The sequence below is a fragment of the Butyrivibrio sp. AE2032 genome (genome assembly GCF_000702965.1).
In genome coordinates this window covers 225,297-250,447 of the sequence record NZ_JNLF01000004.1, presented here as the reverse complement: position 1 = coordinate 250,447, position 25,151 = coordinate 225,297, and the positions used below count along the sequence as shown (strand labels likewise).

Genomic DNA, 25,151 nt, shown 5'->3' with positions numbered 1-25,151 from the left:
ATTGTATTGATCTTATTATTTTGCAGCTGACATCTGCTGAGCCTGAACTGCTGTGATGCAGATTACGCCTGCGAGCTCATCTACGCTGCATCCTCTGGAGAGGTCGTTAACAGGTGCTGCGAGACCCTGGAGGAAGCTGTATGCTTCAGCCTTGCCGATCCTCTGAATGAGCTTATATCCGATGTTGCCGGCCTCAAGGTTAGGGAAGATGAGGACGTTGGCCTGACCTGCAACAGGTGAACCGGGAGCTTTGGATGCACCGATCTCAGGAATTATGGCTGCATCGAGCTGGAGTTCGCCGTCCAGGAGTACATCAGGATACTTTTCCTTAGCGATCTTAACTGCTTCAACTACCTTGTCTACGAAGGGGTGATTTGCCGAACCCTTTGTGGAATGGCAGAGGAAAGCGACCTTGGCTTTTTTGCCGATGAGAGCTTCGAAAGATGCAGCAGATTCTGCTCCGATCTCGGCTAATTCCTCAGGATTGGGATCCTGCATCAGTGCGCAGTCGGCGCAGAGGATGATGCCGTCTTCGCCGATGGACTTGTCGGGAATATCGAACATGAATGCGATCGACGCTATCTTTCTCTCAGGAGCTGTCTTAATGATCTGAAGAGCAGGACGGAGCATGTCTGCAGATGTGTGGCATGCGCCTGATACAAGGCCGTCAGCATCACCTGATTTGACCATCATGATGCCGAATGTGAGCTTATCGCCAGAGATGAGTTCTTTTGCCTTTTCGAAGGTCATGCCTTTCTTTGCTCTTATCTCGGCTAAGAGGGTTGCATATTTATCTATCTCGGCCGATTTGGTGTGATCAAGGATCTGTACGCCTGTCAGGTCAGCGCCCAGTCTTGCGGCTGAACCCATGACTTCTTCTTCGGTTCCTATGATGATGGGCGCAGCGGTTCCTTCGGCAAGTACTTTTGCTGCCGCGAGTATAGTTCTGTCGTCTTCTGATTCGGGAAGAACGATAGTCTTAACATCACTTCTTGCTCTTGTTTTGATCGTCTCAATAAAACTCATGGTTTTGTTCTCCTTAAAGAAAATCGAAGCCTTCAAATCTCGGCTTGCCGGGATATGTCTTTGCCTGTTCGTCGCCTCTTAATACTCTGAGCGCTGCAGCTCTCATGGCTTCATGTTCGAGTTCGCCGGGATATGAGGCGATGGGCGCGATCCATCCGCACGCTTCCTCAATGCCGCCCAGCACATCCTGGAAACGCATCAGTCCGCCGGTCAACACGATTCCGTCGACTTCACCGTGAAGTACGCATGCCATTGAACCGATCCACTTTGTGATCTGATAGATCATGGCATTCCAGATGAGCTGTGCCTTGGGATCACCGGCTTCAACCATTTCGTGGATCGTATCTGAATTGGATGTGCCGAACCAGGATGAGAGACCGCCTGTAGCCATGCACAGACTTCTGAGTTCTTCCTTGGGTCTGTCGTAAAGCTTGGTGATAACATCGGTTATGGCCATTGTTCCCATTCTTGTAGGAGTCATCGGACCGTCTCCGCCGCTGCCGTCATTGGCATCGATCATTTTGCCGTGCTTGTGAGCTGTGATGGTGATGCCTCCGTCGATGTGGCATACGATGAGGTTCATCTCGTTATACTTTCTGCCGACGCTCTTAGCATACTTATGAGCTGTAGCACGAAGATTAAGCGCGTGTGTTGCTGAGTGTCTGTATATACCCTTAACACCTGTGATCCTGGCAACATCCTGATATTCATCGACGACGATGGGATCGACCATGAGAAGTCTGCCGCCGAACTCGTCGTGAAGTCTTTTTGCCATCTGTACGCCGAGCATGCTGGAGTGATAAACACCGCCCTTAGCTTCGCGGATATCGTTTATTAGTCTGTCGTCCACTTCGTATGTGCCGCCTTCGATGGGGTAGCATGCACCGCCTCTGCCGACGATCGCATCAACGCCTGTGAGATCGATATTGTTATCTTTCAGCCACTTCATAACATATTCCATGCGGTAATCGAGCTGGTCGTTAATGGTGGGGAAATCTTTCAGTATCGCTGAATCGTGGAAAACATTGCCTTCGAGAACGCTCTTTTCATTCTCGAAAAACTCGACCTTGGTGGAGGTGCTTCCGGGATTCACTACAAAGATGCGGAATATTTTTGTATCTGACATATACGTTCCTCTTTATAATTATTTAACTAGGACAGTATACTCGCATTTTGCTGAAAAAAATACAATATTCTTTCCTGTGATGTTAAGGCAGCGTTAAGGATAAGTCACTTTTGTTTGAGTATAATTAACGTGTTGCTTCATAACGGGATTAATGGGAGGTTAATATGGAAGATAAAACTTTGCGCAAGGGCTTATCGGTAACGGCGATAATACTTGTTGCAGTCATGGCTCTGGTCATGTGCCTGAATAATGTCAATGGCATTGCTTTCGGTGATGAGACTAAATATTTCGGTATTCCTTTTATCGCTGCCTTTGCGATACCGCTTCTGGGATTACTTATCATTCTTACACGTTATTGCAAGAGTACGGATACTGTAGGTGATATGATCGCCGCAATAGGCGTCAGATATGCCATCTTCGGCTGGTGCTTTATCTTCGTAATGAGAGTGATGGGATACATTATGAAGATATTCTTCCATGATTTTTACATGCAGAATTACTCAACCATCTATCTTATAATGAATTCGTTTAATGTATGTGTCGTATGCACGCTGGTGCTGGCACTTGTACTCCGCGGTCTTCCGACAGTAAAGATAGAGAAGAAGACGATCAAATTCGGACAGCTCCTTGTGCTCATACTGATGGTTTACGGACTTGCCCAGGTAGGTTCTTTGATGGGTATGCCGATCCATACCGTTCTGACACTGCCCACAACAATAAAGGAACAGGAATCACTGGGCCAGCTTCAGGATCTTCTCTTTACGTCAAACACTGTCATCAGGATCATTACCGTAGGAATCCTTCCGGCCATCTTTGAAGAACTCCTGTTCAGAAAATTTCTAATAGACAGGACGCTCCGTCACGGAGAATTCATCAGCTGCGCAATGTCCGGCATAATGTTCGGCTTATGGCACGGCAATTTCCAGCAGTTCTTCTTCACTTTCTTCATTGGGGTTCTGTTAGGTTTTGTCTACATCCGTACGGGAAGGATAATATATACCATGATCCTTCACGGAAGTTTGAATCTGGTTACATCTTCGATAACGACTGAACTCTTGGCTGAGTTGATCAAGCGGACCGGTTTTAATTTCGAGACAGGACAGGTGGAAGAACTTGCCGATTATACTGAGGCAATGAATTCACTTCTGCCGATCCTGCTTCTGATGGTCGTCTGGCTTCTCATCATCACCGGGATACAGGTTGCGGGCTTCATTCTCCTGATCGTCAAGCGAAAGAAGTTCAAGCTTGTCGCAAGAGAAGGGGAGATGCCCAGAAAGCAGCTTCTCCGCACGCTTACACACAGCCCCGAGATGTGGATATTCTTCTCCATGGCATTGCTTCTGTTCGTTAATTCTTACATACCTGATATCATCGCTCTGTTTATATAGCGCGAAATGAAAACAAGCAAACTAAAAGAGGTTGTCCCCGGGACAACCTCTTCTATTTAGCATAATCAGTTGATTAAGATTACTTCTTGCTCTTCTTGGAAGGCTTTGTGTTAACCTTATCCTTGAGTGCCTTACCAGCCTTGAACTTAGGAGCTGTGCAAGCCTTGATCTTTGTAGCAGCGCCTGTCTGAGGGTTACGGCCTGTTCTTGCAGCTCTCTCGGATGTCTCGAATGTACCGAAACCAACGAGCTGAACCTTACCCTTGTTCTGAAGCTCATCAGAAACTACTTCGATGAAAGCCTTAACTGCAGCGTCAGCATCCTTCTTGGAGATGTCAGCCTTTACAGCGATTGCATCAACTAATTCTGTTCTGTTCATTATTAATTCCTCCCTAATGGGTTAAAAAATCTTTTGCCTTAGAGGTCTTTCCCCCTCGACAATGTCGATATTATAAAGTTCTTTGACATTAAAAACAAGGGAATTTGAGCACTTTTTTTGCAAAAAAGCCTTAATTTTCGGCATTTTGGGGGTGGTGATCCACCTAGTTGACACTGCAAAAACGATGTGATAGTATAATGAACAAATGAACATATGAGCAATCGTTCATATGATATGCGGAAGGAGATAACCGAAATGCCTCATAATCACGACGCATTGCTTGAACATGTAAAGGCCGATATGCCCGCAGATGAGCTGTTACAGGACCTTGGAGACCTGTTTAAGATCTTCGGGGATACGACCAGGATCAAGATAATGTATGCACTTTATGAAGATGAGATGTGTGTATGTGCTATAGCTGATCTTCTTGGCATGACCCAGTCAGCTATCTCACACCAGCTGAAGGTTTTGAAAGCCGCCAATCTGGTTGAGAGCAGAAGGGACGGGAAGACCATCTATTACAGACTTGCAGACGAACACGTCAAGTCGATTATCGCTCAGGGATATGAGCATTTAACGGAATAATAAATTTATAGGAGAAATAAATATGAAAAAGACATTTGAACTTGAAGATCTTGATTGCGCAAACTGCGCCATGAAGATGCAGGAAGCCATCCTTAAGATCCCCGGCGTTAAGTGTTGTGAGGTAAGCTTTATCAAGCAGAAGATGACCATCGAAGCTGATGATGACGAGTTTGACAAGATAGTAAAACTCGCTGTTAAGGCTATCGCAAAAGTCGAGCCTGACTGCACCGTATTACTCTGAGAACAACAATCCGCAGTGCATCAGCTGCGGCTTTGTAATTTATCCGTGGTAGAAGATCATTAGTTATGAAATACAAGCTGACCAAAAAACAGAAAAAGATGCTCATCAGGATAATCATCGCAGTGGCATTGCTGGCGGTTATCGCAGCAGTTCTTCATTTTGTCGAACTGCCGTGGTGGGTTGAGCTCATCTTATATGCAATTCCCTATGTTATCGCAGGATATGACGTCCTTAAGACTGCATTTATCAATCTGATCCACGGTCAGGTGTTTGATGAGAAGTTTCTGATGATGGTCGCCACAGTCGGTGCGTTCGGCACCGGTGAATATCCGGAAGCATCATTCGTTATGCTCTTCTACCAGGTTGGAGAATTGTTTCAGAGCATAGCTGTCGGAAGGTCGCGCAAATCCATTGCCAAGCTTATGGATATAAGACCTGACAGTGCCTGCGTTTTAAGAGGCGGAGAAGAGATCGAAGTTTCTCCCGACGAAGTTGAGATAGGTGAGACCATTGTTGTAAAACCCGGAGAAAAGATCCCTTTGGACGGTGTTATCATCGAAGGAACGAGTACAGTTAACCAGGCGGCTCTGACAGGCGAGTCTGCTCCGGTCGATAAGACTTACAGCGATAATGTCATATCGGGTACGCTGAATCTTACGGGAGTTATAAAAGTAAGAACTACATCCACTTTCGGACAGAGTACCGTATCCAAGATACTGGAACTTGTCGAGAATGCTTCCGACAAGAAAGCAAAAGTCGAGAATTTTATCACGAAGTTTGCAAGATACTATACACCTGCAGTTGTTATCGCAGCGCTGATACTCGGTATCGTCCCTCCGCTCTTCCTGGGAATAGGCAGCTGGGAAGTATGGAAAGAATGGCTTACCAGAGCCTGTGTTTTCCTGGTTGTATCTTGCCCGTGTGCTCTTGTCGTATCTGTTCCGCTTTCTTTCTTCGGAGGCCTTGGCGGTGCATCCAAGGACGGCATACTGATCAAGGGTGCCGGATATATGGAAGTGCTCTCGAAGATAGATACTGTTGTTTTCGATAAGACGGGAACACTGACCAAGGGTGTATTTGAAGTTGATGATGTCCATCCGAATATAGTCAGCGTTGCTGAACTGAAAGATATCGCAGCATGCTGTGAGAGCTTTTCCAGCCATCCTGTTGCGCAGTCGATCGTAAGAGCGCATGAGGGACATATCGACAAGTCCCTTATCGGTGACGTAAGTGAGATCGCGGGCAAGGGCGTAAAAGCGGTAGTGGACGGAAAAACATATTATTGCGGCAACGGCCAGCTCATGGAGATGTGCGGTGCCAAATGGCACGACTGTCATCTGACCGGGACGATAATACACGTTGCAAGAGAAGATAACGGAGTGGTCGATTATCTCGGACACATCATTATCAACGATCAGATAAAACCCGATTCCGAAGCTGCCGTTAAGGGGCTGAAGAATGTCGGCGTCAGGAAGCTTATCATGCTGACCGGAGACAAGCACAGCGTTGCCGAAAGTGTTGCAAACAAACTCGGACTGACCGGATTCTTTGCTGAGCTCCTTCCCGCGGATAAAGTAGCTAAAGTGGAAGAATTGCTGAGCTCGGAAAAGGGAAGACTTGCTTTTGTCGGCGACGGGATAAATGATGCTCCCGTACTTATGCGCGCAGACTGCGGTATCGCTATGGGCGCGATGGGTTCCGATGCTGCGATAGAGTCTGCTGATGTCGTTCTTATGGACGACAAGCCGTCGAAGATCGCCGATGCCATCAGGATCGCGAGAAAAACAATGAAGATCGTCTGGGAAAATATTATTTTCGCTCTCGGTGTCAAAGCGGTGATCCTTATCCTCGGTGCACTTGGAATAGCTAACATGTGGCTTGCCGTATTCGGTGACGTCGGAGTGCTTATAATCGCTATCCTCAATGCAATGAGATGCATGAGAAAGATCAACGGATAAAAAGTACTTGAAAAGAATTTTTAATCATATTAGCCTACTAATCAGGACGTCCGAATACTGATTAAAAGAGGCTTATTATGAACAAAAATGAACTCCACAAAGCAGTTGAGGAAAGCAAGGGTAACGAGAGCAATATCTGCCAGATATGCGCCACAAAGGATGGTGCTGCCGTCTATGAGGACTGCTGGCATGGATATACGACTTCCGATGCGGTCAATGTCATGTCGGTGACCAAAGGCGTAATGTCTTTGCTGACGGGTATCGCAATTGATAAAGGTTACATCTCTGATGTTGGTCAGAAGGTCATATCATTCTTTCCCGGTTATCAGATCAAGCGCGGAGAGAAAACGATTTACGATGTAACAGTAGAGCATCTTCTTACCATGACGGCACCATATAAGTACCGTTCCGAACCGTGGAAAAAAGTATGCACTTCAGATGACTGGACACTGGCAGTGCTGGATCTTCTTGGAGGGCGCGCAGGAATAACGGGTGAGTTTAAGTATGCGACACTCGGAATACAGATCCTTGCCGGGATAATCGAGAATGCTTCCGGTGAGAAACTGATCGATCTGGCCAACATGGAATTGTTTACGCCATTGGGAATACCTGAGCATAAGATCCACGGCGACAGTTCAAAAGAAGATCAGTTTGTTTTTCTCATGAATAAGGCTCCCAGAAAGAATGAATGGTATTCAGATCCCAAGGGTTCTGTTACGGCCGGGTGGGGACTGTGTCTTTCCGCCGGAGACCTTGCCAGACTCGGAGATCTGGTCTTAAACAACGGAGTATTCGGGGGAAAGAGGATCATTTCGGAAAGTTACATGAAAGAAATGCTCAAGCCCCGTATCAGGCTTGGTGAGAGATTCGGAAATATGGAGTACGGATATCTCTGGTACAAGCCATACAGCGGAAGAGAGGTCTTTGCAGCGATAGGTGACGGAGGTAATCTGATCTACGTCAATAAGGAACTGGGTGTTTCCGTCGGAGTGACTGGCACATTCAAGCCTGCTATATATGACAGGGTTGAATTCGTCGAGACCAAAGTCCTTCCGGCTTTAGCGGTGTGACCGGACGGGTTCTGATACTTTTGCAATGATATAATTGAAGAAGAAAAACGAAGTTTTAACATCCGAACAGTATTAACGGAAGAAGGTGACATTATGCCGTTCGTTGCTTCATTTATGGTCCCTCATCCCCCTCTGATCGTTCCCGGTGTCGGCAGGGGAAGCGAGAAGCAGGTTGCGAAGACAATCGCATCATATGAGAAGGTAGCTGACGAGATCGCAGCGATCAAGCCCGAGACGATCGTTATCACCAGTCCGCATTCCGTTATGTACGGCGACTATTTTCATATTTCTCCCGGAAACAGAGCCGTGGGGTCGTTTTCCGGGTTTGGTGCACCATCTGTCACGTTTGATGAGGAATACGATGAGGAACTCGTAAATGCGATCTGCGAGATAGCTGACACTGAGTTGTTTCCGTGCGGTACACTTGGCGAGAAACAGAAGGAACTTGATCACGGGACAATGGTCCCTTTGTGGTTTATCCGGGGAAAATACAAGGGCGGAAAGATAGTAAGGATAGGGCTTTCAGGACTACATTTAGTCGAACACTACAGGCTGGGTCTTATAATTGCGGAAGCAATAGAAAAACTCGGAAGACGGGCGGTCTTTGTTGCGAGCGGAGATCTTTCACATAAACTTCAGGATTACGGTCCGTACGGGTTTGCAAAAGAAGGCCCCGAGTATGACGACCGCATCATGGACGTCATGGGCAGTGCCCGGTTTGACGAACTCTTCGATTTCAGCGAGGATTTCTGTGACAAGGCCGCTGAATGCGGACACCGTTCATTCGTGATAATGGCGGGTATCTGGGACGGCAAACAAGTCAGAGCGGAAGTTCTGTCTCACGAAGATGTAACCGGAGTAGGTTACGGAATATGCACATTCCGTCCTGAGGACGGAGATGACTCCGAAAGAAATTTCCTGGAGCAATATCTTACAAGGGCAAAACAGGCTGAAACAGAGAAGATGGCAGCATCTGACATATATGTCCGTCTAGCCAGACTCTCGATTGAAAGATATGTCAGAGAGCGCAAAAGGCTCAGTATACCTGATGATCTGTATCAGCTCGCAAAGGACGGAGAGGATATAGATCAGCTTCTGAATAAAAAAGCAGGAGCATTTGTGTCCCTACATAAATACGGCAGTCTCCGCGGATGTATAGGAACGATACTTCCCACCACGGGAAGCATAGCGCAGGAAATAGCAAATAATGCAATAAAAGCGGCTGTGAGTGATCCGAGATTCGATCTTGTGTCGGAAGATGAACTTCCGTTCCTCGAGATCAATGTCGATGTTCTTGGCGATCCCGAAGATATCGAGTCGAAGGAGCAGCTTGATGTTAAACGTTATGGAGTTATAGTCTCGACTTCCGATGGCAGACGCGGTCTTCTGCTTCCTGATCTGGAAGGTGTGGATACAGTCGATTACCAGGTTGCGATCGCGATGCAGAAGGGCGGCATAAGTCCTGATGAGAAGTATTATCTCCAGCGCTTCGAAGTGGTGCGTCATACTTAACGTGCGGGGTAGGTTATATGTCCAGATGTCATGTCTGCTTCAGGCATTGTGATCTTAAAGAAGGCAGTATGGGTTTCTGCGGAGCGAGGATAGGTCTTGCTGACAGGGTTGCTGATTCAAACTACGGAAAGATAACCGCTTTGGCTTTGGATCCTATCGAGAAGAAACCTCTCCATCGCTTCTATCCGGGCTCAAAGATTCTATCCGCAGGAAGCTACGGCTGCAATCTGAGGTGTCCTTTTTGTCAGAACAGCGAGATCTCATGGGGTGAAGAATCAGCGGAATTTACCGTAAGTGCAGAGACGATAACCCCGGAACAACTGGTATCTGCAGCGGAAAGACAGAAAAAGAACGGAAATATCGGGATCGCTTTTACATATAATGAACCGCTTATAGGTTATGAATTCGTTCGCGATACTGCCAGGCTGTCGCACGAAAAAGGAATGAAAAATGTCATAGTGAGCAACGGTACTGCGGAACTGTCCGTCCTGGAAGAGATCGGACCTTATATCGATGCGATGAATATCGATCTCAAGTGTTTCGATCCCGATACTTATAAGCATGTTATGGGCGGCGATATGAGGATGACAATGGAATTCATAACGGAGGCTGTGAAGATATCGCACGTTGAACTGACCTGCCTCATCGTTCCCGGGATCAACGATTCTCATGAAATGATCAAGGAGATGACAGATTGGATAGCTTCTTTGAAAGACGCGTCCGGCAATGTGTGCGGCAAAGATATCCCTCTGCATGTCTCCAGGTTTTTCCCGTGTTTTCATATGACCGACCGTCCTCCCACGCCTGTGGGAACGGTTTACGGACTTGCCGAAACCGCGCGGGAGACTCTGAAGTATGTGTATACCGGCAACTGCTGATGTTCCGTTCAGACGAAGATATTATTTGCAGTTGTACCTATTTCGGGTATCATTAGGCAAGTTGAGATAATAAGGAGCTGAGTTATTATATGCATATTAAAAGAATACTTTCCTCGATTTTGGCCGCCGGCCTTGTTTTGAGCCTGTTCACAGGCTGTGATTTTGATGATGACTATGATGACGATGGTCATGAGACCCATCAGACCACACAGACAAAACCCACTGATGACCGTGACAGCCATTTGCTTACGGCAGCTTCGGTTCAGATGACGGTTGACCGTAATACCGGTGATACGACTATAACGAGACCGGAATCTGCCGAGAAACCCATGGCTAAAGACGGGAGCTGGACTGTATTTGTATATCTGTGCGGCTCTGATCTTGAGTCTGATGACGGTGCGGCCACATACGATCTTGAAGAAATGTGTGATGCCGCTTCATCTGATAAAGTGCGTTTTGTTGTCCAGACCGGAGGTGCATATGAATGGCAGAATAATTATGCTTCTGACGGCGGGTGCGACAGGTTCGTAATTGAGGACCACGATGCGGTTCTCGTGGAAAGCCTGAAGGATTCCAATATGGGCGACTCGGCGACACTGGCTGATTTTCTGAAGTGGGGTGTAAAGGAATATCCTGCCGAGCGCATGGGTCTCATCTTCTGGAATCACGGCGGAGGAAGCATTTCCGGAGTATGCTTCGATGAATTATATGATTCCGATTCTCTGGGTATTCGTGAGATCGACTGCGCGCTCTTAAGTGCGTTCGAGGACATGACCGACCGTTTCGAGTTTATAGGTTTTGATGCGTGCCTGATGAGTACTGTCGAGACGGCGAACATCCTTGCTTCATATTCCAGTTACATGATAGCGTCACAGGAAACGGAACCCGGGAGCGGATGGGATTACACCGCGCTCGGTGATTATCTTGCGCAAAACCCTGAATGCAGCGGCGATGATGTCGGAACAGTAGTCTGCGACAGTTTTTATGAGGCATGCGAAAGAGACGATGATTGTGATGATGTTACCATGTCCGTTATCGAACTCGATATGATCGATGATGTTATAAAGGCTTTCAATATCTTTGCGAAAGGCATGTATGAGGCGAGTGAGAGCACATCGATACTTACGGACATGATCAGGGAGATAGAGGCGGCTGATAATTTCGGCGGCAACAACAGATTGGAAGGATATACGAACATGGTCGATCTCGGCGGTCTTATCAATGCCTGCAGTGATTATGTTGACGTAGATGATGCCATTTCCGCCATAAATGCGGCCGTCTCATACAACGTTACCGGTAAGAGGCATTACGGGTGCTCCGGAATGTCCATCTATTATCCTCTGTCTGTTGAAGGTTCTATGGAACTCAGCATTTTCGAAAATGTAAGCATCAGTCCGTTTTATTCTTCTTTTGTGGACCGTCAGGATTTCAGCAGTTCCATCAACTATGATGATTACGGTGATGGTGATTACGGATATTATGATGCCGATTCCGGTTATTATTATTTCACCGAAGATGATGTCTGTTATTACTATGATGAATCGTCACACGAGTACTGGTATTACGATGAGGATGAAGACGACTGGTATTGTGATGACGAAGACCAGGATTATGACTACACCGCATATGACTATGGCTATTCGGATGATGATTTCGGCTATAGCGATGATTATTGGTTTGATGACGATGACTGCTGGAGCTCAGGCGGATTCTTTGATTACGATTCCGATTCCGGATTCTACCGCACCCGTTCAGTAAACAACGACCACTGGGACTATGCGGATTATTATGAGCCGACAGGTGAGAGTCCCTGCATCAGTTTCCTTAAAGAACCCTGCATCAACGAAGACGGCTACTATTCGTTCACGCTTACTCCGAAGAGCGTTGACCGCACATCATCAGTCAGTGCCTTTGTCTATCAGGTGCTCGATGAAGAAAATGAGGCTCTGCTTCTCGGAGAGACTTATGACGTTTACTGTGATTGGGAGACGGGAAAGTTCGAAGACGGATTTGACGGTTACTGGCTGTCCCTTCCTGACGGACAGAATCTGTCAACTTCCATTGTTGACATGGACTATGATTATGTCATCTATTCATCTCCCGTGCTTCTGAACGGCATTGAGACTAATCTTCGCATCAGGATGGACCTGGATACGGGAAAAGCGGTTGTTGAAGGTGCCTGGGACGGAATAGATGAGAACGGTGCTTCTTCAAGACAGGTAACACCCGTGGTTCCGGGAGATAAGATCGTTCCGACATATGTCTCCATATCACTTGATGAAGACGATGACAATGAGTATGAGTGGGAAGGTGCTGAATATGTTGTTTCCGGAACTTTCGAACTCGTCTATGCGCCACTGGATACCGCTGATTTCCTGTATGCATTCTGTATCGATGACATCTATTACGATTTCTATCTGACAGATTTTGTTGAGTTCAATGTCGATGAAAATGGCGACATCTATTATTACGAATACGAGTAACGGAGATAACAATAATGGAGTTAAACAAATGTCCCAACTGTTCTGGAAAACTTGAGCTTTCCGACAACAGAAACAGGTTGGTATGCAAATACTGCGGAAGTGAATTTACCCTCGATGATACGACCAGGAAGGAAGTCGGTGACAGCCCTGTAAGCAAAGACTGGTTTGTCTACGAATGGGACTATAAGAAACTTCTTGATAATCCGAAGACCGCTCCCACGATCTCGGCTTTTGTCCGTACGCTGAACGACTATGATTCGTCTGAGAAGATAGTGCAGTATATGCGCGATTATCTGCTGAATTTTAACGAGATCTCGGCACCAGGTATCCGTGAGGAAAATATGAGAGATATCGTAAACAGGATATCAGGAAACCTGCAGACATCGGAAAAGATCATCCTTTATAACGATGACGGCATCTTTGTTCACGGAAAGACGGGCAAAGTGATCACGGATAAGAGAGTGCTGTTCATCGAAAAGAAGACCGTAAGGGAGATCATGCACGTAAATATCCCTTATCTGCTTTTCGGTTATTCTATGGGACTTCCGCAGATCAATATCGGTGAAAAGTATTCGAACAGTATCGGGATATTCAATTCCCACTTTGATCTTCAGGGCGTTGCAACCGCTCTCATCTGCACTTTGAGTTTTGAGCAGAAACCTGACAGACCCAAGATAAGACTGATGGATTCTTTGAAATGACAAACTGACAAAAGAGCCAAGGAACGGATACGTCTGATCAGGATCAGATCATGTCTGTCTTTTCCTTCATCTTTCTGTATTCACTGTCGATATGTTCTTTGAAATACATGTTGCCCATAGAATCGGTACAGTTGCCGGTGTTATAGAAGTATTCGTAGAACCCGGAAGCGTCACTGATAAATCCGGAACATGCGGCGGCACCTGTTCTGTCGATGAGTTTATTCAGTCCTGCCAGCATCAGATAAAGATCAAGAACGGCAAATTCGATGCTGATGCCTTCGCCCTTTGTCCTGGCTTTGTTAAGTTTCTCGATCGCTCCTGTTACGGAGTCTTTGAGTCCGCTGTCGTCTTTGCTCAGGATAAGTGTGTACGGATGCAGGGTTTTGTTGTGTGACTTGTTGTTCCTTATCCAGGAACTGGCCATGTATTTATTCTCATATTTTTCGGCCATCTTTCTGTTGTTGCTGAAAAAGTAACCCTGAACGAGATAAACATATGCGTTGGAAACCCATCTGGACGCGTTCTCGCTATCGCTGCTGTTCCCGGAAAATATCTTTAGCGCATTTTTTACCGTGTCGATATATTTTTTCAAAAAGTATTTGCTGTGTATGGCAAGAGGATTGGTATACATGATGATCTGAAAATAGACCAGAAGGGAGATCTGCATGCTGATCTCATTGTTGCTTCGTCTTGCATAACTGATGCTGCGCTTCATGTATTTTCTTGCATCGGTTTTATCACCTGACAGATAGTTTACATAAGATATCTCATAATACATCCTGGAAAGTTCCGCGAAGAGATTCTTGGATTGTTTGTCAGACAGCTCCGGTGCTGACCCGAGATAATCTTCTATAACGGCTACTCCGTCAGCACTCTCGAGATAATTTAGCAGATCTTCCACTTCCTGCTGCTTTGAGTATTTTCTTCTGAGGGAGTTCATCCTTTTGGCTTTGCATTGAAGCTCAAAGAATTTAGCCAGGGCGGAGGTATCTCTGCCGGTATAGACTTCCTTTATCAATGACTCGATATAAGGTGCGCTGAAGCCTTTTTCGAAAACTGCTTTATGAAGACTTCTTATCCTGTCATCCTCATCGAATGCCAAGGCACTGTGAACTCTTTCAAGGAAAGGATCTGTGACATCGTTCCCGACATAATATCTGAGAGTGTCTTCAAACATCTTTGTTGCTATGGCGTCCTTCTGACGGCCTGACGATTTCCAGACTGTTTTCAGAACATCAGTAAGCATATAGAAATTGCCGGCACCGTACATGGCTGATATGTACTCAGGGCTCTTTATGAGTTCCAGAAGGTGTCCGGTGTCTTTTGCCCGGCAATACTGATATGTTAATTCGGAGACTTTTCTGGTGTCGGGTTTCAGTTTGTTTTCGAAAGGAAAGTATGGTCTGCTCTCATAGTAACTGCAGAGAAGGCTGCGGCATTCTTTAATGAAGTCGTCGCCCAGTATATGTTCCACGGCTTCGGCTGCCGTGAGGTGATAGTAATCGTAAAGAATGTCGCCGTTGAATTCGACTTCCTTAAGTGATCCCCTGACACTGTAATAAAAACGTGACCATACCATATAAGGTATCTCACCGAGCTTGGTTATTTTATCTACATCACTTTTCCTGGCATGAAAGTAGTTCTTGTATTCTTTCATTACTTCGGGCGTAAAAGCCAAAAGCCTGAGCAGTTCTCTTTCGGATAATCCGTGTTCCGATATCAGTAAATATCCGAGAGTGTATCTGACCAGAGCTTTACCGAATTTCTTCTGAAGACCGCTGATGTATATCCCGAGGACTTCGTCAATATAATCTTTCGGATCTTTCTCGTTTCCGGTTATTCCGAGATCTGCAGGACGCTTTAAATCAGAGCTCTGCCAGCCCGTGATGATGTTTGCGAGATATCTGATGTAAATGGGCCTGCCCACTTTTTTGTAGACGGAAAGAAGGAGTTCCATCTGTTGGCTGCTGACAGTGCGTCCCTCTTTGGAAAGGAGTGCGGATACGGCCTCGGATACATCATCAGATCTCAAGCTCCCGAGTCTTATTGCCGGTGTGTTTTTGGGAACAGATTTTTTGTCATTGCTGCTGACGATGACCTTAACATTGTCTGATATGCCTTCGGGTATCCAGAGAGTCCTTTCATCCTTGCGCTTGAAAGCGATCTGGTCAGCCGCGTCTACGATAATGAAGACCTTGCGTTTCTTGTTGCTCCCGAAGTATTCGGCGATGATATATTTCAGTGCTTCGCACGATTTGCTGTATGAGGTGTGAGGGGTTGCGGTAATGCCTGCTTCCGCACATAGCTGCCTGTAGATGCTTTCCACCAGGATAACGGGATCGGTGCTTCCCGGAGTCCCTCCGACAAACCTGCAGATTACGCAGTCACCCTGTTCTTCCATGTTCTGCATCTTCGCCGCCAGCAGAGCCATAAGATAAGTCTTGCCCTTGCCGCGTTTTCCTGAAATGAGACACACGTCGTGTTCTTTATCTTCATCAAGGAAAGCCTGTACGGCTGAAAGCTCTTTTTCACGGCCGCGCATCAGCGGGCCGGCATCGTAAGGACCTTCCGGAGGGAGGCCCAGATAGCTTCGCATGAAAAGGTCGTGCTTTTTCCGGTCTGAGATGTCTGCTGAAATATACTGTTTTATCGAGTCATCCGCGATCCTTCTGATGGCGGACAACATATCTGTTTTGAATTCTTCAAAGTAACGGGCATCGTGTTCGTCTTCGCACACGAGATCGTATACGGAATCACTGCTGTTTATGCTGTGTTTCTCGAAATGTTCTTTTACATCGGATAACAGCGTCTTAAGAGCTTTTTGCGTAATGCCTGTCTCGGGTTCAGCCGATCTCTGATGACGGTACAGGCATATGATGTGCTTAAGCGCTTCCTCGTCATCGACGCTCAGCATTCCTTTCCATATCTCCTGTCCTGTGGCCGAAAGGAAGTATTCATTGACTTTTCCTTCTCCGAGCTTCTCACGGAGTTCACTGCTCAGGAATGCCTGCTTGAACAGTTCCTGCATCTTTTCGCGTTGTTCATCAGTTGTGTCTTTGCCGGCATGGAATGCATATGACGGATGAATGAAGTTCTCGTCCAGGGTGTAGTGGCTCCTGATGAGCGGTTCAAGTTCACCGTGATAAGTGCAGACCCAATCGATGAGGAGATCAAAGTCCTCTTTCTTTATCGACATGGGTTCGGGTGTATAACCGTATCTGTCACCGAGCATCATCAGGAAGTTTAAGTAGTAGCCGGTGTTGCGGCATCTGGCAACCTCTTCCAGGCAGATCTTCATTATCGTGTGATCTTCGCTCGCTTCAAGAGGGACACCGTATCTCAGGTCTACTACCTGGAACACAAATCCTTTCTCTTCGCAGTATCTCGAGATCTCCGGAAATACTTCTTCGTTCAGTATCCTTCTTTCTTCGGTAAAATCCTTGAAAGTGGAACTGATGAATAACCTGATGTTCTTATTCCTGATCGGTATCTTGTCTGTCTTGCTCATATCTTCCGGCATTTACACAAATGCAAAATGGTGCATAATCTATATGAAAAGATTGTACCATGAAGGAAATGCCATATGACAAGCAATCTGTATCTGATCCAGAATATCATGATCTTTATGGAAGAATGTCTGGTCCGGATCCCTTCGGATCAGGATGCTTATACCATCAATCCCCATTATGTGTGTAATCCTGAGACTTTTGCCTCGCTTCAAAAGGATATCGTAAGACTCTATCCGGCGCTTAGATACGTCAGATATGAAGATATATGCGGAACCGTGTGGAACAGGGTATATATGTCCTCTTATGTTCCTGATGATCTGCTCCCGTTTTACGCCGGTGTGAATGCCGCGGAGATTGTTCTTGTCGAAGACGGACTGTTCGACTATGTTCCGGCTGAAAACGGATATGCATTTTATAAAGGCAAAAGACTCTATATGTTCAGACCAGAACTTGCATCTTCGACCGCGAAGGCCGCTTCAGTCTGTGCTCTGGATGTAACGGATGAGGTTGTCGGACATTTTGCGTCGATATATGAGGAAGACATCAGCAAGCTTTCCCATCTGGATCCCAAGACCCCGGTGCTCTTTACCACGCCATTCGGAGAGGATTTCGGTGCGGATGACAGCCTTACGGTTAAGATAGTCGATTACATTATCCGTGTTTTCGGGTTTGATCAGATCGTTCTGAAAAGGCACCCCAGAGATGAGTTCGTTTACACAAGCGATTCTATGGAGATAATAGAATGTCCCAAGAACATTCCGGGGCAGCTGCTCGATAAGATATTTGACGGAAAGAAGATATTCCTTTTCCCGAGTACGGTCAGTTTTATGTGTGGTGAATTGTCTGATATAGTTTTTGTCAACGTTCTTCCGGACAACCGCGGATACAGTGATCCGTTTAATGCCATTGTCGGTTCTGAACTTTTCAAAAAACAGGAACACATCAAGGTCATGACCATGTGAACTGTCCCATTAATCGCATTGAAAAAGACAGGACATATCGTACAATCATATCAGAAAGAATTTCTGAGGTATGGTTATGATAAGATTCAAGACTTACAGTGCGATAAAGCCTGTTTCCGGTGACATTATCAAAGCAGCGCTTAAGGAATCAGCCGGCAGGGAGATAATCTTCGTCGCTCCGGAATTTGCCAAGGCGCAGGTTGAACGTGAAGTCCTGGCATTTAAAGAGGACGGCGGCAGGGAAAACAGCAGGATAGATGTCGAAGGCGGTGAACTGACGCTTTCCGCATCGCTGGTCTCCGGCGACGTTCTGAGCTTCAGGAAACTCGCAGGAAACATCCTTGACGATCTCGGTGTCAATTATGTCGCCGAAGGCGGGGAGATCATGCTCCGCAACGCAATCTACAATATCCTGACTAATAACAGGGACAAGCTGAAGGCTTTCGGTGCTCTGTCTTCGAGGATCGACTATATCAATATGATGATAGCTCTCCTTGGCGACTTCTCGAGATACGGAGTCGGTATCTCCGACATCGGGAATGCCATAAGTTCTCTGGATAACACATCTGCATCTCCTGCGTTTGTAAATAAGCTCAGGGATCTCCATCTCATAATGAGCGAGCTTGAGCATCTGAATGTGAAGTTCGGTCTTAATCTTCTGCGTGAACCTATCGCGATGGCATGTGAGAAACTGTCGCAGCTGTCCGCCGGTGAACTGTCATCGAGGCGAAGGAGCGGACTTTCCGCGGTCTTAAAGTCTAAGATCGTCTTTATCGGTTTTGGTGCTACCCGTATGCTGACGCCTAAAGAGATAAGGCTCGTATCTCTCCTGTCGGATCTCGGGAGCGATATCGAATTCAATGTCCTTGCGGAAAGCTGCGATGCCGGATTCTCCTCCGTGTATAAGACCGGTGCGGATTTCATGGAGATGCTCAAAGAAAACGGTGCCGTTCAGGATTTGCTTGACGTTCCTGATAATGATGACGTGTTAAGTGCTCTTGTTCACGATTTTGCGTTTGATATTAATCCGGAAGGACTTGATACACAAGGAAAAGTGAGACTGGCCGAGCTTGCAGGCATTGATGACAGGGTCGGATACATTTTCAGTGAGATCATTGATCTTACCAGGAACCAAGGATACAGATACCGTGACATAAGGATAGTATGCTGCAATGAGGATATCCTCCCCAGGATGAGGAGCACTGCCGAATTATACGGTCTTGATGTTTTTATCGACCGCAAGATCGCTTTGGGAGGGACTGTCGTTCCATATATGATGCAGATCCTTTTGGAATTGCCGAGATCCGGTTTTGCGCTCGAACTCGTCATGAAGGCGATGCGCTCCGGCATGCTCAGGATACCGCCTTATATAGCTGACAGTTTTGAGAATTACTGTTACGCAAAGAATATAGTTGATGCCGTCAGGCTCTTTGATGAGAATGCCTATGTCGACATTGATGACGGTGAGAACGGAAAGGCACGGAAACTCTGGATAATAAAGGGGACAGTTCCCGGAATTGATGAAGGTTTTGTCGATGCGGGAAAGTTCTTTTATGAGCAAATCGTTACCGGAAAACTCATTCCGCTGAAGAAAGCCTGTGATCTGATCTATAGCGAAAAGACCCTGGCCGGGAAGGCCGGCGCGAGCCTCAAGTATTTCGATGAGATGAGAAGCTTTATCGAGCCTTTGAGGGATGAATTATCGGACCGCGGGGACGATGCTGCGGCAGTAGCTCTGGTGCGCGGATACGATGAGCTCGTAAGCCTGCTCATGTGCTCGACTCATGAGATGAACGACTGTGAGATAAGCCAGAAGGATTTTATCTCCATGCTGAGGACAGACATGAGGAACCGTACCGAGGGAACGATCCCTTTGAAGGTGGATTCGATCGAGATAACCACTCCCGAGCACGCTTTTGTGACACCGTGCAAAGTGCTGTTTATCATCGGTGCTCAGAAAGATAATTTTCCGTATATGAGGATGAGGGAAGGCCTTTTGAGCGGTTCCGAACTCAAGAGCCTGTCTTCTTCGACTGAAAGCATCGAACTGCCTGATAAGGCGGAGAGCAAGATGCGTGAGGAATTCATTACGGCCTGTCTCATACTGGGATCCGCAACTGACAGGATCTGCATGGTGCATGAGTATGGTGCGGCTAAGAGCCGTGTTTTCGATTTCCTCGAGAGATGCACTGATCCTGAGTACCACATAGTAAACACGTTTAAGAATCCCATAGCCGGTGAACAGGTGATCTTCAATCACGATTTTGAAAAGGCAGCGATACCTCCCGATATCATGTCGAGACTTCTTACAGTAAACAGGGACGGCGGGAAGGCCAAGGTCATTTATGTCAGCGTTTCGTCGATAGAAAGCTTCAGGCAATGCGCATTCCAGTTCATGCTCAAAAAACAGCTCAGGATCGAGCCGAGAGAAGACAACACCAAGGTGCAGGTCAATTCCTTCGGAAGTCTTATCCACGGAATGTTCGAGACTGCTTACAGAACGCTGAGGGATGAGAGCGGTAAAGATCCTGCGGTGTTTGAAAAGATGGCAAGAGAACTCCTTGAAGATGAGGGTAAATACGATGAATTTGCGGACAAATGCCTGAAGGCTGCAGTTGCTTCCAGAGCGGTTTTCGGTTCAGTCGATAAAGAAGGCAATCCGACTGATAAGACGTTTGAGATGGATACATATGCCAAGCTCCGCAGGATGTTCGGCAAGATGTTCAGAGATGTTTTGCAGGATTCCGTCGATACCGGGTTTGTCCCTGAAGGCGTGGAGGAAAAGATAGGCGGGGAAGGCCTTACACTGGATATACCTTACGAAGGCATAGATCTGAAATTCTCCGGCTTTATTGACAGGTTTGACATGAAGAAAGATGCGGACGGCACGGTTCATATAAGAACGATCGACTATAAGAGCGGCGATAAAGCCGTAGACGCCGTAAAGCTCCTGGAAGGGATCCAGATCCAGCTTCCCGCATATTCCGGAGCGATACTTGATAAGAATGTCCGCGAAGGAAATGAAGCGGTAATAGACGACTACGGTTATGTTCTTGTCGGACTTAAAGCCAATATAGACGATGAGCCGCTCGTATGTCTCCCGCAGCTTTCCGGTTATGATGACGAGGCAGTAAAGATAGCCATCAGATATTCAAAGCACATCATAAAGGAAAGCGTTGACCAGATATCACAGGGCAAGGCTGACGCCGTGACTGCAGTTCCGCATCTGGATCTGTGCAGTTACTGCTGCTATAAGGGATATTGCGGAAACGATCCGTCCTCATCGAAGGGAAGACCTCAGATTAATACCGGCTCGAAGAGCAAGTATGAAGATATCGTCAAGAAATCAGAGAATTTCGCGGAACCTACAGCGAGCGGAAGAGCCAGGAAAGATCCGGGATACGATGACGTCACCAAGAAGATCGGCGCGGATAAGAGTATGGACCGTGGAGACAGACGTACGATCCTCGCCATGAAAGAGATACTGGACCAAGCTGATGAAGAAGATAAGGGAAAGGAGGAGTGAGTTATGGATTTTTCTCCCGAACAGAAAAAGATAATCGAAGAACCGCTTAATAACATCCTCGTTTCCGCATCTGCGGGTTCAGGAAAGACGACCGTGCTTACGGCAAGGATAGGTGATGAGGTCAAGACAGGCACACTCTCCGTAGACAGTATGCTCGTCGTTACATTTACCGAAGATGCCGCAGCTCACATGTCCGATAAGATAGAAGCAAAGCTGAGGGAACTGAGGAACGAGGCTGTTGCCGCAGGCGACAATGAACTTGCATCGCATCTGTCGTCACAGATAGATCTGCTTCCCAATGCATATATCCAGACCATGCATGGATTCTGTTCGCGTGTCATCAAGGAGAAAGGTTATCTGATAGAAGACGGCCCAATGGCCGAATTTACCGATCCTTCGTGCAGGATAATCACCGAGAGCGAGAGAGGCGTGCTGCTTCAGTCCGCTGCGGAATATGCTGTCAGGGAACTGTATGCGAAGTGCGGTTCTGAAGATGATGCGTTTGTCAGGTTTACCGGAAGATTCGGTGACGGAAGAAGCGACATTTCTCTGGTTAATATCGTGACAGGCATATACAAGACGTTGAGAAGTCTTCCCGATTATCTGGATGTATGCGAGAGGTTTGTAAGTCAGCGCGAGGAGCGTGATGAAAAGGGCCTGATAATGTATTTCGAAGACGGCAACGAGATAACGCAGAAGATCGTGGAATTTCTTGCGAAGATAAAGTCGATGCTGCTCGACAGTGAGTTCGATGCGGTGCTGGCATCTCATGATGCTTATCAGATAGTTGTAGAATACACTAACCGTGATTTTATAGATGAAGCGGTTAAGCGGATCGATGCCGCCATTGATGCATACGCTTCCCATACCGGAGCAGATTTCTTCATATATCTTGCTCCGCTGAAGGAGCTCGCAGGGCTTCAGTACAACAACATCTTCAAAGGAGCTGACTTCGGAGGCGATGACAAGGCTTTTCTTGCCATGGTCGCATTCAGGCACTTTATCGATCCGGATTCCTGGAAAGGAGTCAAATATGAGAACCCGTATGATCTTCCGGAGGAATTCAGCAGCCTGATCGGCCTTGAAAAAGAGCAGATGCTCACGAACCAGAAGGCAGGTACAGAAGCCGTCAGATGCTTTGTCGAACTGCTCAAGATGACGGACAGGATCTATGCGGAATTAAAGAACAGTATGCATGGCATGGACTTCTCCGATCTCGAACATACGGCATATGAGATCCTGAAGACTGAAGAGGCTTCCGGATTCTATGGAGAGAAGTTCAAAGAGATCTTTGTCGATGAGTACCAGGATAACACGAGGCTTCAGGACAAGATCATTGAATGCTTTGAAAGTGCCGGGGGTAATGTTTTCCGCGTCGGTGACATCAAGCAGAGCATCTATAAGTTCCGTTTCGCCGATCCGAATATCTTCGGCAACAGGATGGAAGAGATCAATGCAGGAACGCAGAAGGGCGTTGTCCGTTATCTGAAGGAAAATCACAGGAGTACATGTGAGATCCTGGCCTTTGCCAATTATGTTTTTAAGCAGACCATGAGCAAAGACGCTTCGGAGATCGAATACGACTTGGACCAGCGCTTAAGCGGGGCAAAGGAGACGAGGCACGGCCGGCTTCCGAGGGTCATAATCGCCGACAGGGGTTTTAAGAAACCTGATGATAACGACAAGACCGAACCCGGTCCGAGAGCTGTCTGTGCAGCAGTTGAGAGCGAAGTCAGGCGGTATATGGAAGAATGTACCCGTATTGACGGCAGCAAGCCTGAATTTAAGGATATATGCGTGCTTACGGCTTCGAACAACCAGGCCGAGAACATAGCAAGATATCTTAACGGCTGTGTTTTGGGCGACGGCAGAAAGGTGGAGGCATCCGGCAGGTTTACGACGGATGTCTTTGAAGATCTTGATATCCACAGGCTGATCAATTTCCTCATCTGCCTCGGAAATGAATACAGGGATGAATATCTTGCCGGTGTCATGCTCTCGAACTACAGGTTCTCAAATTTCACCGTTGAGGATATCTCGAAGATGCAGGTGTTCATTCACGAGTTGGAAGGCGCTTCACTCGATAAGGAACCGCTGATGTTGAGACTCAGGGTCTTTGCGGAAAAAAGCGATTCCGATCTTGCAAAGCGCATCGGCGCGTTTGTCGATGTTTTCGACCGGATAAGGATGGGGGCGATGGTCGCGGACATAGATGACATCATTGAGCTCATCTACCGTGAGACCGGCATAAAGGCCACTCTCGAAGCGAGAACAGGCGACAGCAGCAAGTTCGATGTCTTTAAGGACTGGCTCTCGGATAACTTCAAAAGGAGAGGATCTGATCTTTCCGGTATCGCATCGGCCCTTGAACAGATGAAGATACAGATCAAAAAGGCTGAGATCGAAGTTACAGATGCGAACAAGAACAAGATCACGACCATGACGGTCCATAAGAGCAAAGGTCTTGAGTTTCCGTTCGTTATCCTTGTTGCGACAGGCGGACAGGATGAGAAGAAGGATACTCTTACGAGCATAATGTTCGACAGGGACGACGGCTTCATAACTGAAGATTATGATCCTGATGCTGTCACGAGAAGGCATTCCGTTGAGCAGAATATCTACAAGATGAAGATGAAGCTTGCCGCCAATTCGGAAACAATAAGGCTTCTTTACGTGGCGCTTACCAGGGCAGAAGAGGATCTGTCGATAATAACCACGTGTGATGTGAGCGACAGGACCAAGCCGAGTTCCATGAGAAGCGCATTCACGCAGGCTTTGGAATACCGGGATACCATGTTTGACAAACGTCATTGGCTTGCCGGTGACATGAAGCTTCCGTATATCCTCATGAGTGCCCTTGCAAGAAGCTCTGACGGCGACTCGCTCAGATATATTGCGGCTGTCGGCGATCTTTCCGCAGTCAGAATCATTCCTTTCCGCGATCTCGAAGGAAAAGATGCAAAAGGTTTTGAAACTGTTGACCTGACGGCTGAGAAAGTCATTGAGATATACGGTGCGCACAAGAAGGCTGAAGAGGAACCGGTAAAAGAACCCGAGGAAAAGGAAGAGAAACAGTCTGCCGAATTCGATGATGACGGCAAACTGGTACTTCCGGATTATAAGTACAGCGCGAGTGTCGATATTCCGTTCAAGGTTGCGGTAACGGGAGTGGCTTCGGCTGACAAACCTTTCGAGACGACGCATGTCGACATGCAGATAAGAGCAGTCGATGATTTCGAAAGTGCAAATGTATCCATGCTGACAGCAGCCGCGAAGGGTACGATACTACACAGGATAATGAGATTTATAGATCTTGAGGGCATAAGGACAGGCAAAGTGTCTTTTGACGATGAGATCAGGGCTCTTATCGACGGCGGATTCCTCAATACCTGTTCTGCGGATAACGCTCTGGAGGTTGCTTCGGAATTCAAGAACGGCATAATCGCTTTCTGCAGGGATGCGAGATGCCCGGCCATCTTAAAGAGCTTTGACGAGGGAACGGCACGCTCGGAAAAGCCGATCGTATTCTCAGTCTATGTCGACGGTGAATCCGGAGACTCCGTGCTTGTTCAGGGTATCATCGACCTGATATATAAGACTGATGACGGTTATGTGATATTGGACTATAAGACGGACAGGCTCGAGGGCGAAAATCCCGGACAGCGTGCGGATGAGGCTCTCGCAAGACATGCTTTTCAGCTCGACAGTTATGCTGCGGCATGCGAAGAAGACGGAATAAAGGTCGCACATAAGTATCTGTACCTGGTGCGCTATGGAGAGTTCGTGGAAGTATAAACGGTAGGGAAG

Annotated in this window: 16 protein-coding genes; 12 read left to right on the top strand and 4 right to left on the bottom strand. The window is 47.0% G+C overall.

Going from position 1 to position 25,151, the window contains the following annotated elements; genetic code table 11:
- Positions 1-15: 15 nt before the first annotated feature.
- Both pta and buk read right to left on the bottom strand, forming a co-directional pair.
- Positions 16-1,026 carry a phosphate acetyltransferase gene (pta, locus tag BO18_RS15255; RefSeq protein ID WP_034447704.1) on the bottom strand — a complete coding sequence of 337 codons (1,011 nt, stop codon included), beginning with the start codon at positions 1,024-1,026 and terminating at the stop codon, positions 16-18.
- Positions 1,027-1,039: 13 nt separating this feature from the next.
- Complete coding sequence (gene buk / locus BO18_RS15250) at positions 1,040-2,152, bottom strand: butyrate kinase (protein WP_034447703.1); 1,113 nt, start codon at positions 2,150-2,152, stop codon at positions 1,040-1,042.
- 164 nt (positions 2,153-2,316) lie between these two features.
- On the opposite strand from buk, the gene BO18_RS15245 reads away from it, so the two are divergent.
- A complete protein-coding gene (locus BO18_RS15245; RefSeq protein ID WP_034447701.1) occupies positions 2,317-3,540 on the top strand; it encodes a CPBP family intramembrane glutamic endopeptidase in 1,224 nt (407 codons plus the stop codon).
- A 79-nt stretch (positions 3,541-3,619) separates the two neighbouring features.
- Here the strand turns inward: BO18_RS15245 and BO18_RS15240 are convergent, their stop codons facing one another.
- Positions 3,620-3,919, bottom strand: coding sequence for an HU family DNA-binding protein (locus tag BO18_RS15240; RefSeq protein ID WP_028508121.1), 300 nt, complete (start codon positions 3,917-3,919; stop codon positions 3,620-3,622).
- 255 nt (positions 3,920-4,174) lie between these two features.
- On the opposite strand from BO18_RS15240, the gene BO18_RS15235 reads away from it, so the two are divergent.
- From BO18_RS15235 to BO18_RS15200, 8 genes are all read left to right on the top strand, one after another.
- Positions 4,175-4,504, top strand: a complete 330-nt coding sequence (locus tag BO18_RS15235; protein WP_242856582.1) for an ArsR/SmtB family transcription factor — start codon at positions 4,175-4,177, stop codon at positions 4,502-4,504.
- 22 nt (positions 4,505-4,526) lie between these two features.
- Complete coding sequence (locus BO18_RS15230) at positions 4,527-4,745, top strand: cation transporter (RefSeq protein ID WP_034447698.1); 219 nt, start codon at positions 4,527-4,529, stop codon at positions 4,743-4,745.
- A gap of 77 nt (positions 4,746-4,822) precedes the next feature.
- Entirely contained in the window at positions 4,823-6,703 is a 1,881-nt protein-coding gene (locus tag BO18_RS15225; RefSeq protein ID WP_034448593.1) for a heavy metal translocating P-type ATPase, read from the top strand.
- A 77-nt stretch (positions 6,704-6,780) separates the two neighbouring features.
- A complete protein-coding gene (locus BO18_RS15220) occupies positions 6,781-7,773 on the top strand; it encodes a serine hydrolase domain-containing protein (RefSeq protein WP_034447697.1) in 993 nt (330 codons plus the stop codon).
- A 93-nt stretch (positions 7,774-7,866) separates the two neighbouring features.
- The gene (gene amrA, locus BO18_RS15215) at positions 7,867-9,285 is read left to right on the top strand and encodes an AmmeMemoRadiSam system protein A (protein ID WP_034447696.1); all 1,419 of its coding nucleotides are present in this window, start codon (positions 7,867-7,869) and stop codon (positions 9,283-9,285) included.
- Positions 9,286-9,302: 17 nt separating this feature from the next.
- Positions 9,303-10,163, top strand: coding sequence for an AmmeMemoRadiSam system radical SAM enzyme (gene amrS / locus BO18_RS15210; protein ID WP_034447694.1), 861 nt, complete (start codon positions 9,303-9,305; stop codon positions 10,161-10,163).
- 89 nt (positions 10,164-10,252) lie between these two features.
- Positions 10,253-12,646 (top strand): clostripain-related cysteine peptidase, encoded by a 2,394-nt coding sequence (locus BO18_RS15205; RefSeq protein WP_034447693.1) that lies wholly within the window; start codon positions 10,253-10,255, stop codon positions 12,644-12,646.
- A 14-nt stretch (positions 12,647-12,660) separates the two neighbouring features.
- On the top strand, positions 12,661-13,347 hold the full coding sequence (locus BO18_RS15200; protein ID WP_034447691.1) for a hypothetical protein: 687 nt from the start codon (positions 12,661-12,663) through the stop codon (positions 13,345-13,347).
- Positions 13,348-13,390: 43 nt separating this feature from the next.
- On the opposite strand, the gene BO18_RS15195 is transcribed toward BO18_RS15200, so the two are convergent.
- Entirely contained in the window at positions 13,391-16,855 is a 3,465-nt protein-coding gene (locus tag BO18_RS15195) for a DUF4062 domain-containing protein (protein WP_034447690.1), read from the bottom strand.
- A gap of 75 nt (positions 16,856-16,930) precedes the next feature.
- Here BO18_RS15195 and BO18_RS15190 point away from each other — a divergent pair, with 75 nt between their 5' ends.
- The 3 genes from BO18_RS15190 (at position 16,931) to BO18_RS15180 (ending at position 25,139) form a co-directional block, all read left to right on the top strand.
- Entirely contained in the window at positions 16,931-17,818 is an 888-nt protein-coding gene (locus BO18_RS15190) for a hypothetical protein (protein ID WP_034447686.1), read from the top strand.
- Positions 17,819-17,894: 76 nt separating this feature from the next.
- Positions 17,895-21,344 carry a PD-(D/E)XK nuclease family protein gene (locus BO18_RS15185; protein ID WP_034447684.1) on the top strand — a complete coding sequence of 1,150 codons (3,450 nt, stop codon included), beginning with the start codon at positions 17,895-17,897 and terminating at the stop codon, positions 21,342-21,344.
- 3 nt (positions 21,345-21,347) lie between these two features.
- Complete coding sequence (locus tag BO18_RS15180) at positions 21,348-25,139, top strand: UvrD-helicase domain-containing protein (protein WP_034447681.1); 3,792 nt, start codon at positions 21,348-21,350, stop codon at positions 25,137-25,139.
- Positions 25,140-25,151: the final 12 nt, after the last annotated feature.